Here is a 24171-nt window from a genome sequence, read left to right as displayed (position 1 = left end):
CGGGACAGCCCTGACACTAGTCGCGGGTCAGCTTGCGATGGGTCACTCTGTGCGGCCTGGCGGCCTCCGCCCCGAGGCGTTCCACCTTGTTCTCCTCGTACGCGCCGAAGTTGCCCTCGAACCAGAACCACTTGGCCTCGTTGTCCTCGTCGCCCTCCCACGCCAGGATGTGCGTGCACGTGCGGTCGAGGAACCACCGGTCGTGGCTGATCACGACCGCGCAGCCGGGGAATTTCTCCAGCGCGTTCTCCAGCGAGCCCAGCGTCTCGACGTCGAGGTCGTTGGTCGGCTCGTCCAGCAGAATGAGGTTGCCGCCCTCCTTCAACGTGAGCGCCAGGTTCAGCCGGTTGCGCTCACCGCCGGAGAGCACGCCTGCCGGCTTCTGCTGGTCGGGTCCCTTGAAACCGAACGCCGATACGTAGGCCCGCGACGGGATCTCGTTCTGACCAACCTCGATGTAGTCCAGCCCGTCGGAAACCACTTCCCACACCGTCTTTTTGGGGTCGATGCCGGCGCGGGTCTGATCCACGTAGCTGAGCTTGACCGTCTCCCCGACCTTGACGGTGCCGCTGTCGGGCTGCTCGAGGCCGACGATGGTCTTGAACAGTGTGGTCTTCCCGACCCCGTTGGGACCGATGACCCCGACGATGCCGTTGCGCGGCAGCGTGAACGACAGGTCCTTGATCAGCGTGCGCCCGTCGTAGCCCTTGTCGAGATGCTCGACCTCGACGACGACGTTGCCCAGTCGCGGCCCGACCGGGATCTGGATCTCCTCGAAATCGAGCTTGCGCGTCTTTTCCGCCTCGGCGGCCATCTCCTCGTAGCGCTGCAGGCGCGCCTTGCTCTTGGCCTGCCGCGCTTTGGCACCGGACCGGACCCAGGCCAGCTCTTCGGTCAGCCGCTTCTGCAGCTTGGCGTCCTTGCGGCCCTGCACCGCGATCCGCTCGGCCTTCTTCTCCAGGTAGGTCGAGTAGTTGCCCTCGTAGGGATACGCGCGGCCACGGTCGAGCTCGAGGATCCACTCGGCGACGTTGTCCAGGAAGTACCGGTCGTGGGTCACCGCCAGGATCGCCCCCGGGTAGGCGGCCAGGTGCTGTTCGAGCCACTGCACGCTTTCGGCGTCCAGGTGGTTGGTCGGCTCGTCGAGCAGCAGCAGGTCCGGTTTGGACAGCAGCAGCTTGCACAGCGCCACTCGGCGCCGCTCGCCGCCGGACAGGTTCGTGACCGGCTCGTCGGGCGGCGGGCAGCGCAGCGCGTCCATCGCCTGCTCGAGCTGGGAGTCGAGGTCCCACGCGTCGGCGTGGTCAAGCTCCTCCTGCAGCCGGCCCATCTCCTCCATCAGCTCGTCGGAGTAGTCGGTGGCCATCAGCTCGGCGACCTCGTTGAACCGGTCGAGCTTGACCTTGATCTCGCCTAGGCCCTCCTCCACGTTGCCGCGGACCGTCTTCTCCTCGTTCAGCGGGGGCTCCTGCTGCAGGATGCCGACCGTGGCGTCATTGGCCAGGAACGCGTCGCCGTTGTTCGGCTTGTCCAGGCCGGCCATGATCCGCAAGACGCTCGACTTGCCGGCGCCGTTGGGGCCGACGACACCGATCTTGGCGCCCGGGAAGAAGCTCAACGTGACGTCGTCCAGGATCACCTTGTCGCCGTGCGCCTTGCGGACCTTCTTCATCGTGTAGATGAACTCAGCCATGCCGCGGTTTTGCCTTTCTGGTCTTCGAGAGAGATCTCGCGGACCATCCTATGCACCTCGCGGCGGGCCCAATCCCGCAGCTAAGCCGACAGCGGCAGCGGCCCCGTGTCATCGGACTCGGCGCTGTCGTTGGCACCGGCGTCCTCACCAGCGGCGTCGGCCGAATCCGCCGCGGGGGCGGCGGCCTCGATAGTCGGACCGGTGTAGCCCGGCTTCTCGATCCGCACGATCGCGCGGGACACGTCCGGCCCGACCGACGTCGCGCGCATCTCGAGCGACGAGCGGCGGTTGCCGTCACGGTCCTCGTACTCGCTGGTGTACACGTGGCCCACCACGATCACCGGCGCACCCTTGCCCAGCGCGGCGCCGACGCCGGTGACCAACTTGCCCCAGCAATTGACGTTGATGAACAGCGAGTTGCCCGGCTCCCAGCCGCCGTCGGCTGTACGGCGCCGGGAGTTGCTGGCGACCCGGAACTTGATGACCTCCTGGTTGCCGACCTGTCGGCGGTCGGGGTTGTTGACGATGTGGCCGACGACCGTAAGCGGTGTTTCGAACATGGGTCTGATCCCTTCTCGGTTGCATTTCTCTGTGGTGACCATTGACCGCGGGACTACCGACTGGCCGGGCGCAGTACGGGGCTCCAACGACTGCCCCTGTGGAAGAAATCGTGACTGTGGATCAGTCCGCCGACCCGCGCGAACGCAACTTGAGCGCAAAATTCGCGGCAGATAACGCCGTGGCGTTACGCTCGCGGACTCCCACTCCGCCCCGGCGTTTCCCCCCGCGCCAGCTCGGCCAGCATCGCGTTGTAGGCGGCCAGCTCGGCGTCGTCGTCCAGATCCGCCGCCCGATCCAGCCGTCTGGCGGTGCGCCTGTCGCTGCGCGCCCACTGCACAAGCAGCGCGATCATCACGATCACCAGCGGCACTTCGCCTGCCGCCCAGGCGATTCCACCGCCCAGCCGCTGATCACCCATCAGGTCGGTGTGCCAGCTCAGCCCGAGCGAGCGGTAGTAATCGGCGCCGAGCACCTTGCGCCAACCCATCAGCACCACCCCGAAGAAGGCGTGCAGCGGCAACGAGGCGAACACCACGCCGACCTTCGCCAGCGGCGGGATGGGCCTTGGCGTCGGGTCCACCCCGATGACGACCCAATAGAACAGGTAGCCGCTGAGCAGGAAGTGCACATTCATCGCCAGGTGGCCGGCATGGCTGCTCACGGTGGTGTCGAAGAGGTTCGAAAGATACAGCCCGTAAAACCCCGCGACGAACAACACGGTCGCGACCACGGGGTTGGTCAGGAATCGCGACAGGTGGCTGTGCAGCGCGACCAGCAGCCATTCCCGCGGGCCGGGCGGGGCGTCGCGGCCCGCGGCGGGCAGCGCCCGCAACGCCAGGGTGACCGGGGCACCCAGCACCAGCAGGATGGGGACCAGCATCGACAGGCCCATGTGCGCGACCATGTGCATGCTGAACATCGCCGGCATGTACCGGCCCACGCCCGACGAGGTCACGAACAGCAACGCCAGGCAGCCAAGCAGCCAGGACACGGTCCGCCCCGGCGGCCAGTGATCGCCGCGGCGGCGCAGCCGCACCACCGCCGCCACATACAGCGCGGCGAGGACGATCGCGGTGCTGCCGAAGATGAGGTCGAAGCGCCAGTCGAGCAGGATGCGCACGGCGGTGGGCGGGCCGTCGAAGTCGTAGCCGATCTCGGCTTCCGGAATCGTGGGCAGCCGCGCCGGGGGCGGTGGCGGCGCGGTGCGGCCCAGCCCGACGGCGATGCCGAAGGTCAGGCCGAACACCGCGGCCTCGATCAGCGCAAGCCTGATCAGCAGCCTGCGCGCGCGGGGGGAACCCGGATCGCCTTGCAGCGCAGCCACTCCCGAGCGCCGCTGGCGCCAGCCGAGGACGCCCAGCACGCAGAGCGCGACGAATTTGGCGACGACCAGCCGGCCGTACCCGGTCGTCAACAGGTCGGACGGCAGCACCCGCACCAGGGCGTTGACCACCCCGCTGATCGCCATCGCCACCCAGCACCACAGCGCGACCGCCGAGAACCGCCGCGCCGCCAGACCGATATGGTCACCGTCGCGCAACCCGTGCGCGAGCAGGGCAAGCAGGCCACCGGCCCACACGCTGGCCGCGACGAGGTGGATCAGCAGGCTGTTGGTGGCCAGGTCGTGCGAACCGCCGGCCGACGAATGACCGGTCAGCCCGAGCGGAATCAGCGTCACCACCGATCCGGCCAGCAGCAGCGGCGTCCACGACCAGCGCAGCACCGACAGGCTCGCCAAGGTGACCACCGCGGCCAGGATCGCGGTCCAGCGCCAGGCCGAGGCGGTGTTGATCAACCCGGCCAGCGACCAGATCGTGGCCGGGTCGAGGTCGGCCACGCCGTGACCGGACACGTCGGAGACGGTCAGCGGGACGAGCAGGGCCGCGCACACCGCCCACACCCCCGACGCGACCGTCCCGATGCGAAGCGCACGGTATCCGCCGGCGTCGAGCACGCCGCTGCCCTGCGGCGGCACCAGAAACGCCGCGAACAGGAAAGATCCGACGGCCAGCACCGCGGCGATCTCGCCCGCGGCGCGGACGAACGGCAGCCCCAGCGTGGTGGCCGGGCCCGGATCGGGCAGCCCCGTGGCGGTCAGCGCGCCCGCCAGCGAGAGCGCCCCGATCCCCGCGGCGGTGCAGCCCGCGAGTACCGCGACGCCGATCAGCGGCGGCCACACCCGCGCCAGGCGGGTGGCCACCGGCCGGTCAACGGTCATGCCACCAGGGTATTGGGCGCTTGCGACTACAGAGCTTGGCCGTCCAGCCGCTCGCGGCGCGCCCTGGCCTCGCGGGCGATGAACTGCTCGCGCGCGATCCGACCGACGTATTCGGAATCCTCGAGGATGTCGCGCAGCTCCTGGCGGAATGCGGCCCGCCTTTCGGCGAGGTCGGCGGCGGGCGCGATCAGGTCCTGGTCGACGACGACCTGATAGGCGGTGGCGAACAGCAGCGTCGATACCGACTCGCTGCTGCGGACCCTGGTCTGTGCCACGTATTGCCGGCCCACCCCGAGCGCCGACTCGGTCAGCTCCTTGGGCCCGACGTCGGCCGGCGCGTCGCGCAACACGTCGGCGACGATCTCGTACGCCTCGAAGAACACCCGCAACATGGCGTCGGCCCTCATCGGACGCTTGCCGAACAGCATGGCGTGGATCTCGTCCCCGCCGGCGGTGACGTGCGCTTCCCAGTCGTCGTTCCACGCCATCTCTTCGGCGATGTGATCGCGGAACGCCGCCGAGTCGGCGAAATAGAAATCGAACTTCAGCAGATCCCGCAACCGCATCGCCTGCGCCCAGAAAGCGCCGACGCGGTCGCCGTGCGGATCCGTGACGCGCCTGGCGTGCGCCAGCGCGAGTTCGACGATCGAGGTCTCTAAGAAGGCGTGTATCAACGAGTTTCGATAGAACGCGGCCGCGTGTTGCTGATCGGGCGCAATGCGCCACACCGGCTCCCGGCCGCCGTCGACGCGGGTGATCGGGTGCCCGTTGGACAACGTGTCGACCGCGGCGAGCACCCCGTCGCGCCGGCGCAGCCGCAAGGCGCTCGTCGACATCGGGATCTGCCTGCGCTCGAGATAATCCAGCGAGTCCTGCAGGGTGTGGTGCAGCTGGCCGAGGGTCAACGCCGCGCCCCGGGTGGTCAGCAGCAGCGCGCACACCAAACCCGTCGCCGTCACCGGCGTCGCCTGCAGGATCCGCCACGCGACCTCGAACGACATCTTGTGCAGCGCAAGCCGTTTGGCATCCTGATCCAACTCGCGTGCCCCGTGCTGAGGGCCGAGGTACTGCCGCATCGAGACCGCTTCGGGGAAGCGCACGTAGATCTTGCCGTAGTTGCGCTCACCCTGGGCCTTGATGAAGTTGTACAGCCAGACGACGCCCTCCGGCGTCTTCTCGCCGCCGCGGGCGTAGGCGGCGTACTCGGCCGTCTCGTGCAGCTGGTCAAAGCCGATCGACACCGGCTGCAGCAGGATGTCTTCGCTGCGGCCGTCCAGGTAAGCGTCGGCGACGTAGGAGAGCAGACCGAGCTTGGGCGGCAACATCTTTCCGGTGCGCGAGCGGGTGCCTTCGATCGACCAGCTCAGGTTGAACCGTTTTTCGACGATGTAGCCGACATATTCGCGCAGGACGTACTTGTAGAGCGGGTCGTCGCCGATGTTGCGGCGGATGAAAATCGTGCCGGCGCGGCGCAGCAGCGGGCCCATCACCCCGAAGGACAGGTTGATTCCGGCGAACACGTGCACCGGCGGTAGCCGGTTCTCCTGCATGGCGACCGGCACCACCGCGCCGTCGATGTAGGACCGGTGCGAAAACAACAGCACCGCGGGGTGGGTTTCCAGCGCGGCGCGCATGGCCGCCACCTGGTATTCGTCGTAGTCGATCTCCGGGTCGAATCCGCGGCTGAGCGCCCTGCCCAGAACGCCGACCAGGTCGACGGACACCCGGCTCCACCCGGTGGACAGTTCGTCGAGCATCTTGCCGGCTTCCTCGACGGTGGCGCCCGGGATCTTCTTCAGGCCGGCGCGAAACCGCGTGGACGCCAGGATCTCCGGCTTCACCAATCGCGGCGACTTGTACTGCGGCCCCAGGATTCGGTATTCCGCGCGTTCCATCGCCAAGATGGCCCGGCGGGTGACGAAGGATGCGAAGTCGTCGCCGACGGTGGTGTCGCGCCACTGCTGGCGCAATTCGGAGACCTTGGCCGGCTCGCCGGCCACCACCCGCGCGCGTTGCGGATCGTTGCGGATGATGTGCCGTTGCTGACGCGGGTTGGGGTGGTAGGGATCCTGTCCCGGAAGCAGTCCGGCGAGCTTGGCGACCCGGCCGCGATTGGCGGGCGGAAGCCAGAACACCCGCACGGGCACGACCGAGCGGTCGTCATTGGATTCGGACTCGAGCCGCTCAACCAACTGGGGTAGCGCCGTGGGCGGCGCATTGTCTTCGGGCAGCGCCAACACCTCGAACGTCGCATCGGGGTTGTCGGCACGCTGCTGACCGACCCAAGCCATGACCAGCTCCCGCTCGACCGGAGAGGCCATGGACGCCAATATCAGCGAGTCTTGTGCGGCGAGGACTGCGCTGATATCCGCGGCCGGTTTGGTCACTGCCGCCCTCTCGGCGCGGAACCGGGCGACCCCCCGCTGACGGTTCCCTGTCCGCTGGGCTGTTGCGCCTCACCGTCTTTGAGCGCAACCTCGGACTCGTTGGGGTGCGCCTTGGCCGGCTTCGCCTTGGGTGCGGTCTTCTTCGCGGCGGCCTTCTTCGCGGGCGCCTTGGCCGCAACCTTCTTGGGGGCCGCCTTCTTGGCAGCCGTCTTGGTCTTTTTTGCCGCTTTCTTCTCGGCGTACAGATCGATCTGCGGCAGTCCGTCGACGGGCCAGTTGGCCAGCGTGTCCAGATAGAGCTGGCGCACCTCGGCGATGTGCTCCGGCAGCGTCTCAACGGTCCAGTCGTGCACGGAGATTGGCGGGAACACCGCCACGTCGACGGTGCCGGGGTTGATGACGGTGGAGTTGCGGGCGGCGACGATCTCGGCGTTGCGGATGACGATCGGGACGATCGGGATTCCCACCGCCATCGCGATGCGGAAGGGCCCCTTCTTGAACGGCCCCACTTCGGTGGTGTCCACCCGGGTGCCTTCCGGTGCGATCACGATCGAGAGCCCGTTGCGGGCCCGGTCTTCGACCGTGTGCATCGTCTCGACCGCGGCGGCCGAATCGTCCCGGTCGATGAACACGGTGTCGACCAGCTTGCCGAGCGTGCCCATGATCGGGTCTTTCTGCAGCTCCTTCTTGCCGACGCCGACCCAGTTGTCGCGCACCAGCGCGCCCGCGATGACGGGATCAACCTGGTTGCGGTGGTTGAAGATAAAGACCGCGGGACGCTGCGCGGTCAGGTTCTCCTCGCCGATGACGTTGAGCTGCACCCCGGAGATCGCCAGCGACAACTGGGAGAAAGTGGAGGTGAAGAAGTTCACGCCGCGGCGCCGGCTGCGGGTCAGCAGACCGATGCCCACCGCGCCGGCGGCGACCGGGAACATCGAACTGAAGCCGGCGAGCGTTCGCAACTGCCGCTGCAGGCCGAGCCGACCGCGGCTCTCGAATCTCAGGATCGGCCAGCCCCGGCGCTTGGCCACTGCGGCCATCTTCCCCTCGGGGTTGGTCGGCCGTGGATTGCCGACCAAGTACATCAGCGCGACGTCCTCGTCACCGTCGGCGTAGAAGTAGCTGTCCTTGAGATCGATGCCGTGCTCGGCGGCAAACCGTTGCACGGCAGCGGCTTTGCCCGGTCCCCACAGGATCGGCTTCTGCACACCGCCGGTGAGTATGCCGTCCTCGTTCGTCTCGAACTTGTTGGTGAGCATGTTGGAGATCCCGAGGAAGCGCGCCACCGGGTTGACCTGAATGGTCAGCGCCGACGAGCTCAGCACCACGGTGTGGCCGCGGGCCACGTGTGCGCGCACCAGCTCGCGCATCTCCGGGTAGATCCGCGACTCGATCCGCTGCACGAAGAGCCGCTCGCCGATCTCCTCCAGGTCGTCCAGCAGTCGCCCGGCCAGCGCCGCGGCGGCCTTGCCGATGAGGTCTTCGAACTCGATGCGTCCCAGGGTGTGGCTCAGGCCGGCCTGAACCATGCTGAGCAGCTCCCCCACCCCCATGTCGCGGCGCAGCAGCCGCTCCTGGGTCAGGATGACGGCGGTGAATCCGGCGACCAGCGTCCCGTCCAGGTCGAAAAACGCGCCGATCTTCGGCCCGGGAGGACTGGCCATGATCTCGGCGACCGAGCCAGGCAGCCGCATGTCGCCCGACGGCTTCTTTTGTGCGCCACCGTTTTCGGCCTGCTCTCGCGCGGGGCTCATGAGCTTGCCACCGATCGCGCGGAAACTGCCGGCTCCGCGAAGGAGGCGGGCACCGCGCGCGGCGCCGGGTCACCGGCCAGCGCCAGGATCTCGTCGAAACCCTCCAGCAGGCACTGGGCGAACAGCGGTTCGTTTCGCACCGAGGCCCGGTCGTAGCGGACGGTGATCGTGCACCACCCACCCCGGGAGATCAGCACGACCATCATCGCGACCCCAGGCAGCGGGCCGACGCCATACTGCCGCAAGACCTTTGCGCCGGCGATGTACGTGTCACCCGGATAGACCGGGACGTTGCTGGCCTGCACGTCGGAGCCGATCACCGAACCCGTCAGCCCCTCCAGCACTGCGGTGGGCAACACGCTCAGCACCGGGGCGATCGAACCGATGATGTTCATCGCGGGCTCGTCGCGGCGCTGCGTCATCTGGGCACGGATCTTCTTCATCCGCGCGACCGGATCGGCCGTGCCCAACGGCGCGGCGAGGTTGACCCCGGTCCACCGGTTGCCGCCGGCCGTGTCCGCGTCGGCCCGCAGGTTGACCGGCACCGCCATCGGCAGAGTGCTGATGGGCACGCCGAGGGCCACGTGGTAGCGGCGCAGGGCGCCCGACAGGCCGGCGAGGTAGGCGTCGTTGATCGATCCCCCGCCGGCTTTCGCCGCCCGGTGCAGGTCGGAAAGCGGGATGTCGATCGCTTCGGTGCGGGTGGCGAGGCTGCGGCGGCGTAGCAGCGGGGACGGCTCGGCGGCCCGGTTCATCACCCGCATGCCCGACACGGCGTATCCGACCACTCCCCCCACCGTGGACACCGGGTCGAGCACCGCCTTGCCGGCCGCCGACACCGCCCCGGACACGGCGCCCACGACGCCGTTGACGAGGGCCAAGGGCAGGCGGTTGATGCCTTGGCGCATCAGGTCGTTGGGCGTCAGGTCCTGTGGGACGGGTTGCGGCGGCGTCGGCCTGGGCGGCGGCTCGCGCTCGAGGTCATAGATCTCGGCGAACATCTCGACGCCGCCGACACCGTCGGTGACCGCGTGGCTGACATGCAGCAGCGTCGCGGCCTTGCCGTCGGCCAGGCCCTCCACCAGGGTCGCGGTCCACAGCGGCCGCGAAATGTCCATCGGTGACTGCAGGATCACCTCGGCCAGGTCGAACACCTCGCGCAGCGTGCCGGGCCCCGACACCCGCACCCGTCGCACGTGGAAGTCGAGGTTGAAGTCGGGGTCGACCACCCACCGCGGCGACGCCGTCGGCAACGTCGGCACGACGACCTTCTGCCGCAGCCGCCGCACCCGCCGGGAGGCGTTTTCGAATCGGCTCCGGAACCGATCCCAGTCCGGTGTGGTGTCCAGGAGTTCGAGCGCCATGATTCCGGACCGGGTCCGGGGGTTGGCCTCACCCCGATGCATCAGATAGTCGACCGGTCCGAGCTCGTCGGACAATTGAACGGCCTCGACCGACTCAGCCATGATCGTGAACTCGACGCGCCAACGTTGTCACCGCTGACCAAGCCTCCTGCCTGGGACCCGCAAACCGGATTGCTCACCCAACGCTAGTCGGCTTGCCGCGCTGGTGAAAGGCGCGATCGCGTCGGCGAAGCGGCGCCCGGCTCAGCTGGCCGAAGTCGCAGACAGCGGCAACGAATGCGCCAGCGAGCCGGCGCGACGGCCGTAGACGACGCCGAGGAAGTCCGCGACGGCGCCGGCGGCCAACCGCGACCGCACCGTCGGGGTGATGTCAAACGCGTGGTGCGCGTTGGCGAGTTCGGCGTAGCCCACCGTGGCGGCCCCGGCGTCGCGTAGCGCCGCGCAGAAGACCCGGGCCTGGCCGGCGGGAACCAGTTCGTCTTTCTCGCCGTGCAGCACGAAGAACGGTGGAGCCTCGCCGTGCGCGTAGGTGATCGGCGACGCCGCCCGGAACCGCTCGGGGTTCTCGCTGTAGCGGGATTTGAGAACGAAGTGCTCGAGGAACGGCAGCATCATCTCGTGCATGTTCTCGAAGTCGGTGAAGTCGTAGACGCCGTAATACGGCGCGACGGCCTGCACGGTGGTGTCCGCGTCCTCGAATCCGGGCTGGAACGCCGGGTCGTTCGGGGTGAGCGCGGCCAGCGACGCCAGGTGACCGCCCGCCGACCCACCGGTGACCGCGATGAAGTCGGGATCGCCGCCGTAGTCGGCGATGTTCTCGCGGACCCACGCGATCGCCCTCTTCACGTCGATGAGGTGCGTGGGGAACGTGCAGCGGGGGCTTTTGCTGTAGTTGATCGAGACGCAGATCCAGCCGAGCTCCGCCATGTGGCTCATCAGCGTGTAGGCCTGATGGCGTTTGCCGTTGACTGCCCACGCCCCGCCGGGGACCTGGATGAGCACCGGCGCGCGCCGGCCGGGTGCCAGGTCATGGCGCCGCCAGATGTCCAGCAAGTGTTCGCTGCCGCCGGGGCCGTAGGAGATGTCGGACGTTTCCGCCGCGTACCGGCGGTGCGGACCGGGCCTGCGCAACAACCCGCCCCGCGGCGCACCCTCGGACTGGACGTAGGCCGGGTGGCGCACCAGTTCACGGAAGTCCGGCCCGAAACACTCGACGAGCGCGGCGGTAAGGGCTTCATCGGCTTTTTGCGAGGCCCACGAGGTACCGACGCGGCCGATGGAGGGGCGCGATACCCGGGACAGCGCGTGCCCCGTCACTACGTGCGGGGGGAATTCGGTGGTGAGCCAGCCGGCGACCCAGCCGACCGCGAATGGCGAGCCGCGTAGCAGCACCGCGCCGGCGCGGTACGTGTCTCTGGCGTCGGCCGCCAGTCGCAGTGCCTGCGCACCGGCCTGCGAGCACCGCGAAGTCAAGTTCAAGGCCACGCTCATAACAACGCACCCCTCGACGTTAGGCACACGCTTCGTTGCGGTTAACGGCTGATGATCAACCGGTGTTGTACGTGTGTCGAGGTCTCACACGATAACCGATAAGTGCGGCGGCGGAAGACTTTTCGGGCGCGTCGCGTTCCGCGAGTCTTTCGGCGTGTCGCGTTCGATAGACTGACCTGCACATTGCCTCCGTAGCTCAGGTGGATAGAGCAAGGGCCTTCTAATCCCTAGGTCGCACGTTCGAGTCGTGCCGGGGGCACTGCACCATTTTTTTGGCGGTCCGGTGACGACACTGGGCAGCCCGGAGTCGGCCCTCAGATCACCCGTCGGCCGCGTCTGCGGCGGCGATCAACGCGCTGCTCAGCTTCCGCGCCTCGGTCGGGGTGATCACCGGGGTATGGGGGCCGTCGAGGATGATCTCGCACTCCGCGCGCCCATCCATGTACTGCCGGCCGATAACCGACACCACGATGTCACCGCTTTGGGCGCCTCGCCCGCGGTCGGTGACGCGCTTGATTCGCCACTCCGGGCCGTCGTACACCCTGAAAGCCGCCCCGAAGTTCCCCCATTCGTCGACGCGGGTTGCCCCACTGGGCGCTGGGAGATCGAGTTCCATGGCTAAATCGTTTCCTCGACCGCGCGCTTGGGCTGTGGTCATGGGTTGGCTCTCCTTAGTGGTTGTGGGCGCACAAGCCCGTGTAGTCACTTGACTACACCACAGCACACGCGTGTAGTCAACTGACTACACCGAGAGGTGCGTCGGCGACCCCGTGATCGTGGTCACACCACGTCAGCTATCGAAAAGCCCGCTAGCTGGGAGAGGTTGTCCGCGGATCCTCAGCGCCCTTTATCGAACATGGCAGGCCAAAACCCAAACACCTTGCGCCCGAATAGATCAGCCATCTTCTCGTTGACAGCCCGGGTGAGAGCGCCTATCAGCCAGGAGTCCGACTTCGGCTGATGCGTGACCTCACCAGCGCAGAAAGCCCGACAGCCCAGTGCCGGTGTTGAAACCACCCGAGTTGCCGATGCTGGTGCCCGAGGTGTTGTCGTTGCCGAAGCCCGAGTTGAAACCGTCGCCGTCGTTACCAAAACCGGTGTTGAAGCCGCCCGGGCCCGAGTTGAAGAAGCCTATGTCGGTGCCGCCGTCGCCGCCGTTGAAGAAGCCGACGTTGCTGCCGCCGCTGCCGTAGTTTCCGTAGCCCACGTCGCCGCTGCCGCTGCCCGAGTTGAAGAAACCGGTGTTGAAGGTGCCGCTGCCCGAGTTGAAGAAGCCCTCGTTGTACCCGACGTCGCCGAAGTTCCCGTAACCCGAGTTGAAGCCGCCGCTGCCCGAGTTGAAGAACCCCGAGTTGCCGTCGCTCGAGTTGAAGAAGCCCGAGTTGCCCGTCCCGGTGTTCCCGAAGCCCGAGTTGCCGCTATGGCTGGCCGTGCCGCCGAAGCCCGTGTTGACGTTGCCCGAGTTCCACAAACCGGTGTTGGTGTTGCCGGAGTTGAACAAACCGGTATTCGCCGAACCGGTGTTGAAGAACCCGGTGTTGCCGGCCAACAGCGCCGCCGTCGTGCCGCCGCCGCTGTTGAAGGCGCCGGTGTTGCCGACGCCCGCGTTGTCGAAGCCCAGGTTGTCGGTGCCCGCGTTGGCCCAGCCCATGTTCAGCGTGCCCGAATTGAAGAACCCGACGTTGTCGGTGCCCGCGTTGAACAGACCCGTGTTTTCGTCGCCCGTGTTGAAGAAGCCCGTGTCGCCGGACAGCGTCGACCCTTCGAAGACGCCGCCACCACCGGCGTTGAAGCCGCCGGTGGCGAAGTCGCCGGCGTTGAACAAACCGGTGTCGAACAGACCGGTGTTCCCGATGCCGGTGTCGGTCGTACCAGAGTTAGCGACACCCCAGTTGTGGATGCCGGTGTTGAACAAGCCGGTGTTGCCGGTTCCGGAATTGAACAAGCCGGTGTTGCCCGTGCCCGAGTTGAACAGGCCGGAGTTGCCGCTCCCGGAGTTCCACCCGCCGAAGCCGATTGCGTTGTCGCCGGTCAGTCCGATGCCGATGTCATGGTTTCCAGTGTTCGCCAAGCCGAAGTTGCCATTGCCCGTGTTGCCGAAGCCGACATTGAAGCTGCCGTTGTTTCCGAAGCCGAGGTTAAAACCGACACCATTGGCGTTCAGCCCGCCAAAACCGATCTGGTGGTCGCCGGTCAGCCCGATGCCGATATCGCCACTGCCCTTGTTGCCGACGCCGATGTCGAAGTTGCCAAGGTTCCCCAGGCCGATGTTGTAGCTGCCGGAGTTGCCCACGCCCACATTCAGAATGGACAGATTGCCCCGCGCAGCCGAGATCGTTTCTCCGTTGCCGAAGCCGATGTTGCCGCCGCCGACATTTCCGAAACCGATGTTGAATTCCCCGATGTTGCCGTTGCCCACGTTGAAGAGGGACGCGCCCGGGGAACCCGCATATGCGTTTCCGTTGCCGGCTCCCAAGTTGTAGGAACCCCAGTTGCCGAAGCCGAAGTTGAGATTGCCACCCACGGGGCCGCTGTTGCCGCCGCCGAAGTTGAAGTTGCCGTAATTCCCACTGCCAAAGTTGCCACTGCCGATGTTTCCGATCCCGAGGTTGGGCAGGTTCAGCAGCACGTTGGCCGCCTCGGTGTTCGCATATGCCGCCGCTCCCGCGGCCAAGTTCTGGACAAACTGCGCGTGAAATTCCGACGCCTGGGCGCTGAGCGCCTGATACGACAGGCCGTGCGCATTGAACAGCGCCGTGATGGCCGTGGACACCTCATCCGCGGCGGGCGCAATTACCGCCGTGCTCGAGGTCGCCGCCGACGTCATCGCCTCAACGACGTTCGACCTGATACTCGCCAAATCTGTTGCCGCCGCCGCCATTACGTCCGGCACCGTGTTCACAAACGACATAGCCGCCTCCCAACATCTCATAACAAGTCCGCGATGAACTCGCCATCGTTGGGAGGTATAAAGAGTCGATGCGAATCGGCTCCCGCAGTGGCAGGCGAAAGGATAGCCTATCCTAATCGCGGCCAACAACCGGGTCGCCTATCCGAGTCATGCAGGGACAAACGGAGGAACTGGCGCGCAGGACAGGCAAGAATGGCGGCCATGACGGAAACCGAGAACCTCGGCATCGATGTGGTGCTCTTCTGCCCGGCACACCACCACATCGGCAACCTCAGGAAGTTTGCGGCCGAGATCGGCTATCAACCACGAGGCGGACAACTCGGGGCGTGGCCGCAACATCTGTCGGACTCGTGGTGGGAGGTGCGGTGCCCCGACGGCTGCCCCGGCGTGTTCGGCGGTGCCGTGGATCCGATTCGCCAAGAGGTGAAGAGGCTCGCCGATGACCCCATGCGGACGACTGCTCACTACACCCTGAAACAGGTGGGCTGAGACCTGCCCGTCTGGCCTACGGGTTGAACGCGCCGTGAATCTCTCGGCAACATCGGCGGGCGCGGTCTAGCACCGACGACAGCACAGTGGTTCGATCGAAATCGTAAGAGATGCAACGATTTCAGGAGACTTCATGGCAACTCTGCCAATCCAGCGTCAGCCCAGAAACCTGGTGCCCGATCTCACCGAGCTCTTCGGTGGCACTCCCCTGCTGTCCAGCCTGCGTCCGCTCTTCGACCGCAACCTGCTGCGCGTCGAGGACGAGATGGACGACGGCCGTTACGAGGTGCGCGCCGAGATTCCCGGCGTCGACCCCGCGAAGGACATCGACATCACCGTGCAGGACGGGATGCTCACCATCAAGGCCGTGCGCAGCCAGGCAGTCGAGTCCCACGGCCGGTCGGAATTCAGCTATGGAGCCTTCGCGCGCTCCGTTCCGCTGCCTGCCGGAGCCGACGTCGACGAAGTGCACGCCACCTACGAAAAGGGCATCCTCGCCATCTCGGTGCCCGTGCCCAACGGCGCGCCCGCGGCGAAACGCATCGAGGTCCAAACTCGGGACTGATTTCCGACGCCGGCGGCCACTGAGTCGCCGGGGGCACGCCGCCCGGTAGCGCGATGCGGGCGGAAAGCTTCGATCCCGATATGTCAGCATTGGAAACGTGAACGCGCGCCCATTGGCCCGTTTTCTCGTTTCCGCGGTGGTGGCAACCGCGGCGGCGCTGCTGAGCGCGCCGATCCTGGCTCCTTCCGCTCCGGCCGCTGCCTGCCCCGACGTCGAGGTGACGTTCGCCCGCGGCACCGGCGAACCACCCGGCGTTGGTGGCGTCGGACAGGCGTTCATCGATTCGTTGCGCCCGCAGCTTGGGGCTCGCACCCTAGGGGTGTACGCGGTCAACTACCCCGCGACCGAAGATTGGCCCCCGTCGGCGTCCGCCGGCGCCGGCGACGCGAAGGCTCACGTTCAATCCATGGTTGCGAGCTGTCCCAACACCAAGCTGGTGCTCGGCGGATACTCCCAAGGCGCGATGGTCATTGACCTGATCACCATCGCCCGGGCGTCGATCGCGGGCTTCAACGCCGATACGCTGTCGGCGGACGAGGCGGATCACGTTGCGGCCGTCGCCGTCTTCGGCAACATGGCGGACCGCGTCGTGGGCCCAATGAACGAGGCCAGCCCGTGGTACGGGGCCAAGGCCATTGACCTATGCGCGCCCGGCGATCCGATTTGTTCACCGGGCGGGGGCTGGTCGTTGCCTACGCATGACGACATGTTCTCCGCGGCGCACCTGTCCTATCAGCACTCCGGAATGCCCAGTCAGGCCGCGAGTTTCGTGGCGAGCCACCTCTGAGCTGCTCTGTCAGCCGCACCAACTAACGATCAACCCGTCATTGATTCGGTTGGTATACCGTTGGCGGTCCGAAATTCGGGCCGTCGAAGCAACTCGGCCCAAATTGCGCCGCGCACTTCAGCACGTCCGCCGGAACGGGTGCCGGCGTCGTCGTTGGCTCGGTCCCCTGGAACGTGAATTTCTGGGCGATCGCGCGTGTGCTGCGGTCGCAGGCACGGTAGGCGGGGAAGGTCTGCAGCGGGTACTTCTGCCACGACGAGTCGGTGGCTACCTCTACTTGCCACTGCTGGTCCACGACGTTCCCGCAACCGGTGTCATACCCACCCGACGGCTTGGGGCCTATCAGCACATACATGCCACTCACGCTCGCTTGGGCGCTGCCTGACACGGTGAGTTTCCCGTTGACCAGCGGACTGACCCTGAGCCCGCTATCCGGCGCCCCGTTTGACGAAATGGTGGTCGTCGCTGATTGGGCGGTAGTCGTCGGCGGTGGCTTAGAGTTTGCAGTTTCGTGGCTGAGCAAACCGATGGAGGTAGGGATCGCGCCGATAATCGCCGCGCCGATCGCGAAGAGCCCTGTTATCTTGGCCACCGACATGGGATTGCCGGGGTCCTGTGCATGCGATGCCATGGTTCTACCCCAATACGCAGAACTGGTAGTTGGTAATTGTGTTGGCGCTTGGCGCTTTTCGTCCTACTGCTCGCCGACGCGTCACACGCACGTCAACACCGGGCACTGCAACCCGTCCTGAGGTGCACATGATGCTCCCGCTCTCAGTGCCGTTACCATTAAATTTCGGTCTCTGAATTGTCACGCAATATCCGCGGAACACCACGAGTAGTTCACTACTCTATTTCCCGCTTGTCTTCTTTAGGAAAGCGCTCTCGGCTAAGTCGTCAGGGTGCGAGCCGGACGAAGCCCGGCGATGGATCCGCCGGAATCCCACCACCGTTACCCCCGGGGCTACCACCACCGTTGCCGCCACCGGTGTTACCGCCGCCGCCTCCAGTGCCCCCCGGTTGGGGCCCACCGGCAGGCTCCATCTGCTGCGGTGAGGGCGGCGGGTGCTTTGGTGCGGACGGCGCCGCGATCGGCAGGCGTGGCGTCTGGATCTGCGCCGCTTGCGGCGGCGGTGCCGGAAGCGGCGGCGGGCTAGGATCATCGATCTCGCCGGCCGGCCGGATATCCCCAGTGACCCTGCGCCCCGGCTCTTTCCATCCGGTGGGATTAGTCCGGAGCGAAGCGATCTTGCCGCGATCGTAGGGGCAGTAAGCCCCCACCGCCGCCGTGATGAAGCGGGCCTCGGTGCGCGCGAGGCGGCCCGGGGTGTAATCGCGCTCACCCGGATCGATGCCAACCGCATTGTTGACCATCGCGTCCACCAGGCCGGCCGCCGACATGCCGGCATCGAGTGTGCGACAAACGTCATGCGCGGTTTCGATGAGGCTGGGCACGCCCCGGAGGGCGGGAATGCCCTGTTGCTCGAGCAGCGCCAGGAACTGATCGTCCTGGGTCGAGTCGGCCACCGCCGCGCCGCCGCGCAGAATTGCAGCTCCAGTCAGCACCACAATGGCGCTAACCAGGGCACCGGAGTGACTGATGGTGCCGGTGAACATAGGAGGGATTTCCGTTCTGATCGGGCCGTCGCGCGACGGGCGATTGCCATCTACACCACGTACGTGCGCCGCCCCTCCGATTCCACGGCGCACGTGACAAACGCTGCTAACCTAGATTCCGTTCACCATTTGTTCATCGTTTGTTAACCGTTGCGTTCATAATAAATCACCGCGATTCCGCGGTAAATACCCGATTTCCTCAACCCGCACGGGTCAGCTCAAATACGTTGTGTTGCAAGCCAACACAGCTGCGACGGGCCAACGGCCGTGATTAGCAGTCGATCTCCGCATTCAGGTCGAATTCGGCGAAGGTGCTCGATACGCTTTCTCGCAGCTCATCCCTGGTATTCGACCGCCCGAGCAGATAGGCGGAGATTCTGATGAACATCTTGCCGCGGCCGCGACCAGAGCCCAGGAACAGTTGTCCGCCCATGGCCTCGAGCGTGCTTTTCTTCATGTCGGGCTCGAGGTTTCTCATGTACGCGTAATCGGCATCGGTGCCGTCGGGCCGGTTCGCCGACGGGGACAGGTCACCGACGTTGGAGCAAGTGACCGGAAGGGTGGAACCACCCGCCGCCATGCCGGCGACCTTCCTGGCCGCCCACACCGGGGTCATCGCGGCCAGCGGCAGCGGCGCCAGCCACTCGTTGTCGGGGTCTTCCATCGCCTCGAGGATTGTTTGCGTGATCTTGGCCTGCATTTCGGCCAGGTGCGTCGTTGCGTTCCTCGGGTCGACGGTGACGTCAACGCTCGTGAGCGCGTTACCGCGGGTGTCGCCCTCGGTCCGCAGCGTTACCAGGAATCGCAGGGTGACGGTTCCGTCGTCCTGAACGCGGCCCATCCTTACCGCGAGCCGGCACGCGATTCCCGCCACCAGCGAGTTACTACTTACACCAAGGCTTTTCGCGCGGGCATCCCATTGCGCCAGGTCGACGTACGCGGTCAGGGCGGGCATCTCTACCGGCTTATCGTCGCCCGACGTCCTCGGGGATGGAGGCGCCGCTTTGATCGACGAGTTGAGTTCTTTGCGGTCGCGCCGGGCCCGGCGAGCCACGGCGGCCAAGGCGTGCCCGATGTCGGGCAGGTCTTTGACGGTTTGCCGCAGATCCTCACGCACCGCCCGCCCGAGGGTGCGCGATCCGGCGGGCGGATACCCGAAGTCGCGCGTCCTGCCCTCGGCGGCGTCCTCTATTGCCTGGCCGAACGCGATGGCGTCGACGATCGTGTGCGAAGCCACCAGGCTGACCGCCGTGCCGCCGTCCTCGAGCGGAAGCACCCCGAGATGCCAGGCGGGTCCCCATTCCGGATCGATGGGGAGACGCGCCCGCTCGTCGGCCCACGCGTTCACCTCGGCGCGCGGCCGCGGCGTCGCCGCGAAGTCGATGTCCTCCGGCTCAGGCGCCAACACCCAGCGATCGCGCGCGAACGGCAACGTGGCCCGCTCGATCCGACGTCCCAACAACCCGCGGCCGAGATTGCGGTGAAAACGCTTGAGCCCCTCGACATCCACGGCGCGGTCGTATATCCACGTCACCTGAATCAGCGCGCCGTGAACCGCGCGCAGCGCGAGGAATGCCGCCTGATCCAGGTATGCGAGCCGATCGTCCACCGGTTCGTCGCCGCGCGCGGCGACCTGCGCCGCCGGGGCGGCAGGCGCGGCGGTGTCGGTGAGCAGCTCCGCGAGGTGGCTTGCCAGCTTCGCCGGGGTGGGGTGGTCGAAAGCCAGCGTCGCCGGCAAAGCCAGGCCGGTGCGTTGGTTGACCGTGTTCCGCAGTTCCAGCGCCGTCAGGGAGTCGATCCCGAGCTCTTTGAAGGGACTGTCGGGATCGAGGGCGGCCGGGTCGGGGTGGGCCAACACGGCCGCGGTGGTGGCGGTGACCATCGCGGTCAGCGTGTTCAGCCGTTGCTGCGGCGTTTGGGCGGCCAGCGTGGCGGCCAGTGTGCGCGGGCTGGCGGTGGCGGCCTTGGGGCGGCTGGTGGTCAGGGCGGACAGGATCGGGTCCAGCGTGCCGTTGCGCGCCTGCCGGGCCAGCGCGCCGATGTTGAACGGGCTGGCCAGCAGGTTGGTGGGCTGACTGGAGAGCGCGGCGTCGAACAGCGCCAGGCCGCGCTCGTTGGTGATGGGGGTGAGCCCGGTGCTGCTAAGGCGGGTCAGGTCGCTCGTGCTGAGGTGGGCGGTCATGCCGGACGGGGTTTGCCAGTACCCCCACGCCATGCTGGTGGCCTGGCGTTGGGTGTGGTGGCGGTGGTGCGCGAGCGCGTCCAGGAACGCATTGGCGGCCGCGTAGTTGGCTTGCCCGGCGCTGCCCAGGATGCCCGCCGCCGAGGAGAACAGGACGAACGCGGCCAGGTCGCGGTCGGCGGTGAGGTGATGCAGGTGCCAGGCGGCGTCGGCCTTGGCGGCCAAGACCGCATCGAGTTGTTCGGGGCTGAGATCGGTCACCAGGGCGTCGTCGAGGACGCCGGCGGCGTGGATCACCGCGGTCAACGGGTGGTCGGCGGGGACGGTATCGAGTGCCGCGGCCACCTCGGCGGGGTCGCTGGTGTCGCACGCGGTGATCGCGACCTGGGCGCCGAGCCCGGCCAGACGCTGTTGCAGTTCGCCGGCGCCGGGCGCGTCGATTCCGCTGCGCGACAACAGCAATAGATGTTCGACGCCGTGGCGGGTGACCAGGTGTTCGGCAAACAGCGCGCCCAGCATCCCGGTACCACCGGTGATCAGCACCGTGCCTTGGGGATCCAATACCGCGGGCGGGATCAGCACGATCTTTCCGGTGTGGCGGGCTTGGCTCATGTCGCGGAAGGCGTGCGGGGCGTTCAGCAGGCCGTAGCTGGTGGTGGGCAGCGGCTTGAGGACACCGGTGGCGAACATTTCGGTCAGTGCCGCCCATGCGGGTTGCAGGGCCTCGGCGGGCGCGCTGGACAGGTCGTAGACCCGATAGTCGACTCCCCGATGGGATGCGGCGATGTCGTCGACCCGGCGGATGTCGGTCTTGCCGATTTCGACGAAACTGCCTCCGCGGGGCAGCAATTGCAGCGAAGCGTCGACGAACTCCCCGGCCAGGCTGTTGAGCACGACATCCATGCCCTGCCCGTCGGTGGCGGCCTTGAAGGTGTCGACGAAATCCAGCGTGCGCGACGACGCGATGTGCGCGGCGTCGAGGCCCAGACCGCTGAGCACGTGGTGTTTGTTCGGGTGGGCGGTGGCGAAAACCTCCGCACCGAGGTGACGTGCGATCTGGATCGCGGCCTGACCGACGCCGCCGGCGCCGGCGTGGATGAGCACCCGTTGGCCGGCCGACAACCCGGCGATCTCGACCAAAGCGGCATAGGCGGTGAGGAACACGATCGGCGCGGACGCGGCCTGGGTGAACGACCATCGGGCCGGGATCGGTACCACCATGCGCTCGTCGGCGATCGCGGTGGGCGCGAACGCGTTGTGCGGGAAAAGGCCCATCACCGTGTCACCGCGACGCAGCGACGTGCCGGGGCCGGCGTCGAGGATGACCCCCGCGCCTTCGCTACCCATGCCGTCGTCGGCGATGGCGCCCAACGCCACGACCACGTCCCGGAAGTTCAGCCCGGCCGCCCGCACCTGAACGCGAACCTGCCCTGGCGCCAGGGTGTTTGGCGCGTCTACGGGGAGCAGGGCCAAATTACTCAGGTCGCCCTTGCGGGTGGTGCCCAACTGCCAGTCGGGAGCGCCCGGTGGGGTCAGGGTCGGGATGCGGGCCACGCGTGGGATGTGCGCGACACCGTTGCGCACGGCCAACTCCGGCTCGCCCGACGGTCGCGTCGCAGCGATGGCGAGCAGGCTGTCGAGGGAGGTGTCGTCGGTGTCGATCAGGGTGATGCGGTCGGGCTGCTCGTTCTGCGCGGTGTGTATCAGCGCCCACGCCGCGGCGTGCGCCAGATCCGGGACCCGGTCATACGCGCCGACGCTCACCGCGTGACGGGTGACGATCATCAGGCGGGCGTTGGCGGTGTCGGGACGGGTGAGCCACCCCTGAAGCTGGGCCAAGACATCGCGGGTCAGGGCATGCACTCGCTGCACCGGATCGCCCTCGTCGGCTTGCGGCAGCGGCCAGACCACCAGCTCCGGGGGCGCGGTCACCGAGGCGAGGTCGTTGTCGGTGCACACCGCCCATGCCGGGGGTTGCGCCGACGTGGCGGGCAGGTCGGGCAGGGGCGGCCAGGTCAGCTCGAACATGCTGTCGGAGAGACCGCCGATCGAGGCGGCCCGGCCGATCTGGTCGCCGATGGCCCGCAACGTCAGCGCGCCGATCGTGATCACCGGTGCGCCGGTGGGGTCGGTGGCGTGCAGCGCGAACGTGTCCTCGCCGGTGCGGGTGAGGTGGACGTGCAGCTGGGTGGCCGCAGTGGCATACAGGGTTATTCCGTTGAGCGCGTATGGGATTCGCGGCGAGGCCGGTTCGGCCGCATCGGACGCGGAAGCCAACGGATGCAGGGCTGCGTCGAGGAGGGCGGGGTGAATGCCGTAGCCGGTGACATCGGTGCCGGCGGGCAATGCCACCTCGGCGTAGAGGACTTCGGGTCGCGCCGGGTCGGTCCCGATGCCGCGGACCGACCGGAACGGACCGCCGTAGTTGTAGCCCTGCTGGGCCAGCCGGTCGTAGAAGTCGTCCTGGTCGAGTTCCTCCGCACCCACCGCCGGCGGCGGGGAGCCGGCGGCCGGCTGACGGGCGCTGAGCGCGCCGCTGGCGTGCAGGGTCCACATGGCGGGCTGGCCGCCGGCGCGCGAGTGCACGCTGAACGGCCGCCGGCCCAGCTCGTCGAGCGGTTGCACCAGGATCTGCAGATCGGTCGGCGCCTGCTCCGTCAGGGGCAGCGCGGTGTGCAGGATCAGCTCGTCGATCACCGGCGAGTTGGCCAACTCACCGGCCCGCAGGAGTACCTCGATGAACCCGGTCGCCGGGAACAAGATGGTGTCGTTGACTCGGTGGCCGCCCAGCCACTCCTGGGTGCTGGGTGACAGCCGCCCGCTGACCATGAACTGGTCTTCGTCGGCCAATTCTGCGACCGCGCCCAGCAAGGGGTGGTCGGCCCGGTCCAGGCCGAGTCCGGCGGCGTCGTCGGTGGGCGTTGGGGCGAGCCAGTAGCGGCGGTGGTCGAAGGGGTAGGTGGGCAGTGCGACGGTGCGCGCACGTGGGTAGAGCGCTGGCCATGAGGGGCTGTGGCCGTGAGTGTGCAACTGCGCCAAGGCCATTGCCAGGCTGTCGTGGTCGGCACGCTCGCGGTGCAAGGTGATGACGACGTTGGACTGGGCCCTGCCGGGGGTCTGGGCCAGCGTGTCGCTCAACGCGGGGGCCAGTACCGGGTGTGGGGACAGCTCCACGAAGCTGCATTCCCCGGCGGCCAGCCGCTCGGCCACCCGGTCATAGAAGCGCACCGGCTCGCGCAGGTTGCGATACCAGTAGTCGGCGTCCATCGTGGTGGTGTCCAACGGATCACGCGAAACCGCCTGTCCCACCGTGGAATACAGCGGGATGCGCGCCAGGGCCGGATTGAGTGCGCCCAACTCGGCCAGCAGCCGCTCACGCACCGCCTCGACCTGGGCGCAGTGCGAGGCGTAATCCACCGCGATCTGACGGAACTGGATGCCATCACGCTCACACGCCGCGCTGAACTCCTGCAGCGCGCCCGGCTCACCGCTGATGATGGTGTGCGACGGGCCGTTGATCGCCGAAACACTCAACGCCGCACCCCAGGGTTGCAGCAGCGGCGCGAGCTGCTCGGCGCCCAACAACACCGAGGCCATCGCCCCCGCCCCACACAGCTCACCCAGGGCTTGGCTGCGCCGCGCCACGATCTGGGCCGCCTCGGGCAGCGAGAACACCCCGGCGATGTAGGCCGCGGCGATCTCGCCCTGCGAATGCCCGATCACCGCATCCGGGGTGATGCCATACGAACTGAGGACCTCGGCCAACGACACCATCATGGTGAACAACACCGGCTGCACCACATCCACCCGCTCCAGCGCCGCCGCCCCCAGCTCCTGGCGCAGCACGTCGCGCACCGACCACCCGGTGAAGGGGCGCAACGCCTCATCACAGTCATCGACCATGTCGGCGAACACCCGATGCTGTGCGTAGAGCTCGCGGCCCATGCCCACGTATTGGCCACCCTGACCGGGCAGCACGAACACCGTCTTACCGCGCAAATGCGCCAGATAATGGTGCTCAATCAGCTGCGGATGCGGGTGACCATCACGCAATGCCTCTAGCGCGCCCAGGACGTCGTCGCGGGGATCGGCGCCGTCGACCGCTCCGGTGATCACCGCCCGGTAGGGGTGGTGGGCACGGGTGGTGGCCAG

General features: G+C 67.4%; 15 protein-coding genes and 1 tRNA gene. 4 read left to right on the top strand and 12 right to left on the bottom strand.

Features of this window, described 5'->3' with window-relative positions:
* Nucleotides 1–16: 16 nt before the first annotated feature.
* From ettA to A5655_RS20180, 7 genes are all read right to left on the bottom strand, one after another.
* A complete protein-coding gene (ettA, locus tag A5655_RS20210; RefSeq protein WP_067013057.1) occupies nucleotides 17–1693 on the bottom strand; it encodes an energy-dependent translational throttle protein EttA in 1677 nt (558 codons plus the stop codon).
* An 80-nt stretch (nucleotides 1694–1773) separates the two neighbouring features.
* Complete coding sequence (locus tag A5655_RS20205; RefSeq protein ID WP_067013055.1) at nucleotides 1774–2253, bottom strand: single-stranded DNA-binding protein; 480 nt, start codon at nucleotides 2251–2253, stop codon at nucleotides 1774–1776.
* A gap of 185 nt (nucleotides 2254–2438) precedes the next feature.
* Entirely contained in the window at nucleotides 2439–4472 is a 2034-nt protein-coding gene (locus A5655_RS20200; RefSeq protein ID WP_067013054.1) for a cytochrome c oxidase assembly protein, read from the bottom strand.
* Nucleotides 4473–4498: 26 nt separating this feature from the next.
* Nucleotides 4499–6859, bottom strand: coding sequence for a glycerol-3-phosphate 1-O-acyltransferase (locus A5655_RS20195; protein ID WP_067013053.1), 2361 nt, complete (start codon nucleotides 6857–6859; stop codon nucleotides 4499–4501).
* The gene (locus tag A5655_RS20190) at nucleotides 6856–8613 is read right to left on the bottom strand and encodes an HAD-IB family hydrolase/lysophospholipid acyltransferase family protein (protein WP_067013052.1); all 1758 of its coding nucleotides are present in this window, start codon (nucleotides 8611–8613) and stop codon (nucleotides 6856–6858) included. Before A5655_RS20190 ends, A5655_RS20195 begins: the two co-directional genes overlap by 4 nt.
* Nucleotides 8610–10079 (bottom strand): wax ester/triacylglycerol synthase family O-acyltransferase, encoded by a 1470-nt coding sequence (locus A5655_RS20185; protein WP_067013050.1) that lies wholly within the window; start codon nucleotides 10077–10079, stop codon nucleotides 8610–8612. The genes A5655_RS20190 and A5655_RS20185 overlap by 4 nt, the downstream gene beginning before the upstream one ends.
* A gap of 141 nt (nucleotides 10080–10220) precedes the next feature.
* Complete coding sequence (locus A5655_RS20180; RefSeq protein WP_067013048.1) at nucleotides 10221–11468, bottom strand: alpha/beta hydrolase; 1248 nt, start codon at nucleotides 11466–11468, stop codon at nucleotides 10221–10223.
* A gap of 185 nt (nucleotides 11469–11653) precedes the next feature.
* On the opposite strand from A5655_RS20180, the gene A5655_RS20175 reads away from it, so the two are divergent.
* Nucleotides 11654–11727, top strand: a tRNA-Arg gene (locus A5655_RS20175).
* Between the two features lie 60 nt (nucleotides 11728–11787).
* Here A5655_RS20175 and A5655_RS20170 read toward each other — a convergent pair.
* Nucleotides 11788–12084, bottom strand: coding sequence for a hypothetical protein (locus A5655_RS20170; RefSeq protein WP_067013046.1), 297 nt, complete (start codon nucleotides 12082–12084; stop codon nucleotides 11788–11790).
* Nucleotides 12085–12438: 354 nt separating this feature from the next.
* Nucleotides 12439–14379, bottom strand: a complete 1941-nt coding sequence (locus A5655_RS20165; RefSeq protein WP_231999213.1) for a PE domain-containing protein — start codon at nucleotides 14377–14379, stop codon at nucleotides 12439–12441.
* 201 nt (nucleotides 14380–14580) lie between these two features.
* Between A5655_RS20165 and A5655_RS20160 the strand changes: the two genes are divergently transcribed.
* The 3 genes from A5655_RS20160 to A5655_RS20150 all read left to right on the top strand — a co-directional run bounded on the left by A5655_RS20160 (nucleotide 14581) and on the right by A5655_RS20150 (nucleotide 16220).
* Nucleotides 14581–14868, top strand: a complete 288-nt coding sequence (locus A5655_RS20160) for a hypothetical protein (RefSeq protein WP_156764955.1) — start codon at nucleotides 14581–14583, stop codon at nucleotides 14866–14868.
* 133 nt (nucleotides 14869–15001) lie between these two features.
* The gene (locus A5655_RS20155) at nucleotides 15002–15433 is read left to right on the top strand and encodes an Hsp20/alpha crystallin family protein (protein ID WP_067013040.1); all 432 of its coding nucleotides are present in this window, start codon (nucleotides 15002–15004) and stop codon (nucleotides 15431–15433) included.
* A gap of 97 nt (nucleotides 15434–15530) precedes the next feature.
* Nucleotides 15531–16220, top strand: a complete 690-nt coding sequence (locus A5655_RS20150; protein ID WP_082978760.1) for a cutinase family protein — start codon at nucleotides 15531–15533, stop codon at nucleotides 16218–16220.
* Nucleotides 16221–16257: 37 nt separating this feature from the next.
* Here the strand turns inward: A5655_RS20150 and A5655_RS28000 are convergent, their stop codons facing one another.
* From A5655_RS28000 to A5655_RS20135, 3 genes are all read right to left on the bottom strand, one after another.
* Nucleotides 16258–16851: a hypothetical protein gene (locus A5655_RS28000; RefSeq protein WP_156764954.1), complete on the bottom strand. Its 594-nt coding sequence runs from the start codon at nucleotides 16849–16851 to the stop codon at nucleotides 16258–16260.
* A 266-nt stretch (nucleotides 16852–17117) separates the two neighbouring features.
* Nucleotides 17118–17837: a DUF732 domain-containing protein gene (locus A5655_RS20140; protein ID WP_067013037.1), complete on the bottom strand. Its 720-nt coding sequence runs from the start codon at nucleotides 17835–17837 to the stop codon at nucleotides 17118–17120.
* A gap of 271 nt (nucleotides 17838–18108) precedes the next feature.
* Nucleotides 18109–24135, bottom strand: coding sequence for an SDR family NAD(P)-dependent oxidoreductase (locus A5655_RS20135; protein WP_231999212.1), 6027 nt, complete (start codon nucleotides 24133–24135; stop codon nucleotides 18109–18111).
* Between the last annotated feature and the right edge of the window lie 36 nt (nucleotides 24136–24171).

The sequence above is a fragment of the Mycobacterium sp. 1081908.1 genome (assembly GCF_001673535.1).
In the GTDB taxonomy this organism is placed as follows: domain Bacteria; phylum Actinomycetota; class Actinomycetes; order Mycobacteriales; family Mycobacteriaceae; genus Mycobacterium.
Note: the sequence above shows the minus strand (reverse complement) of the source record. Positions and strands in the feature narration are given on the sequence as shown.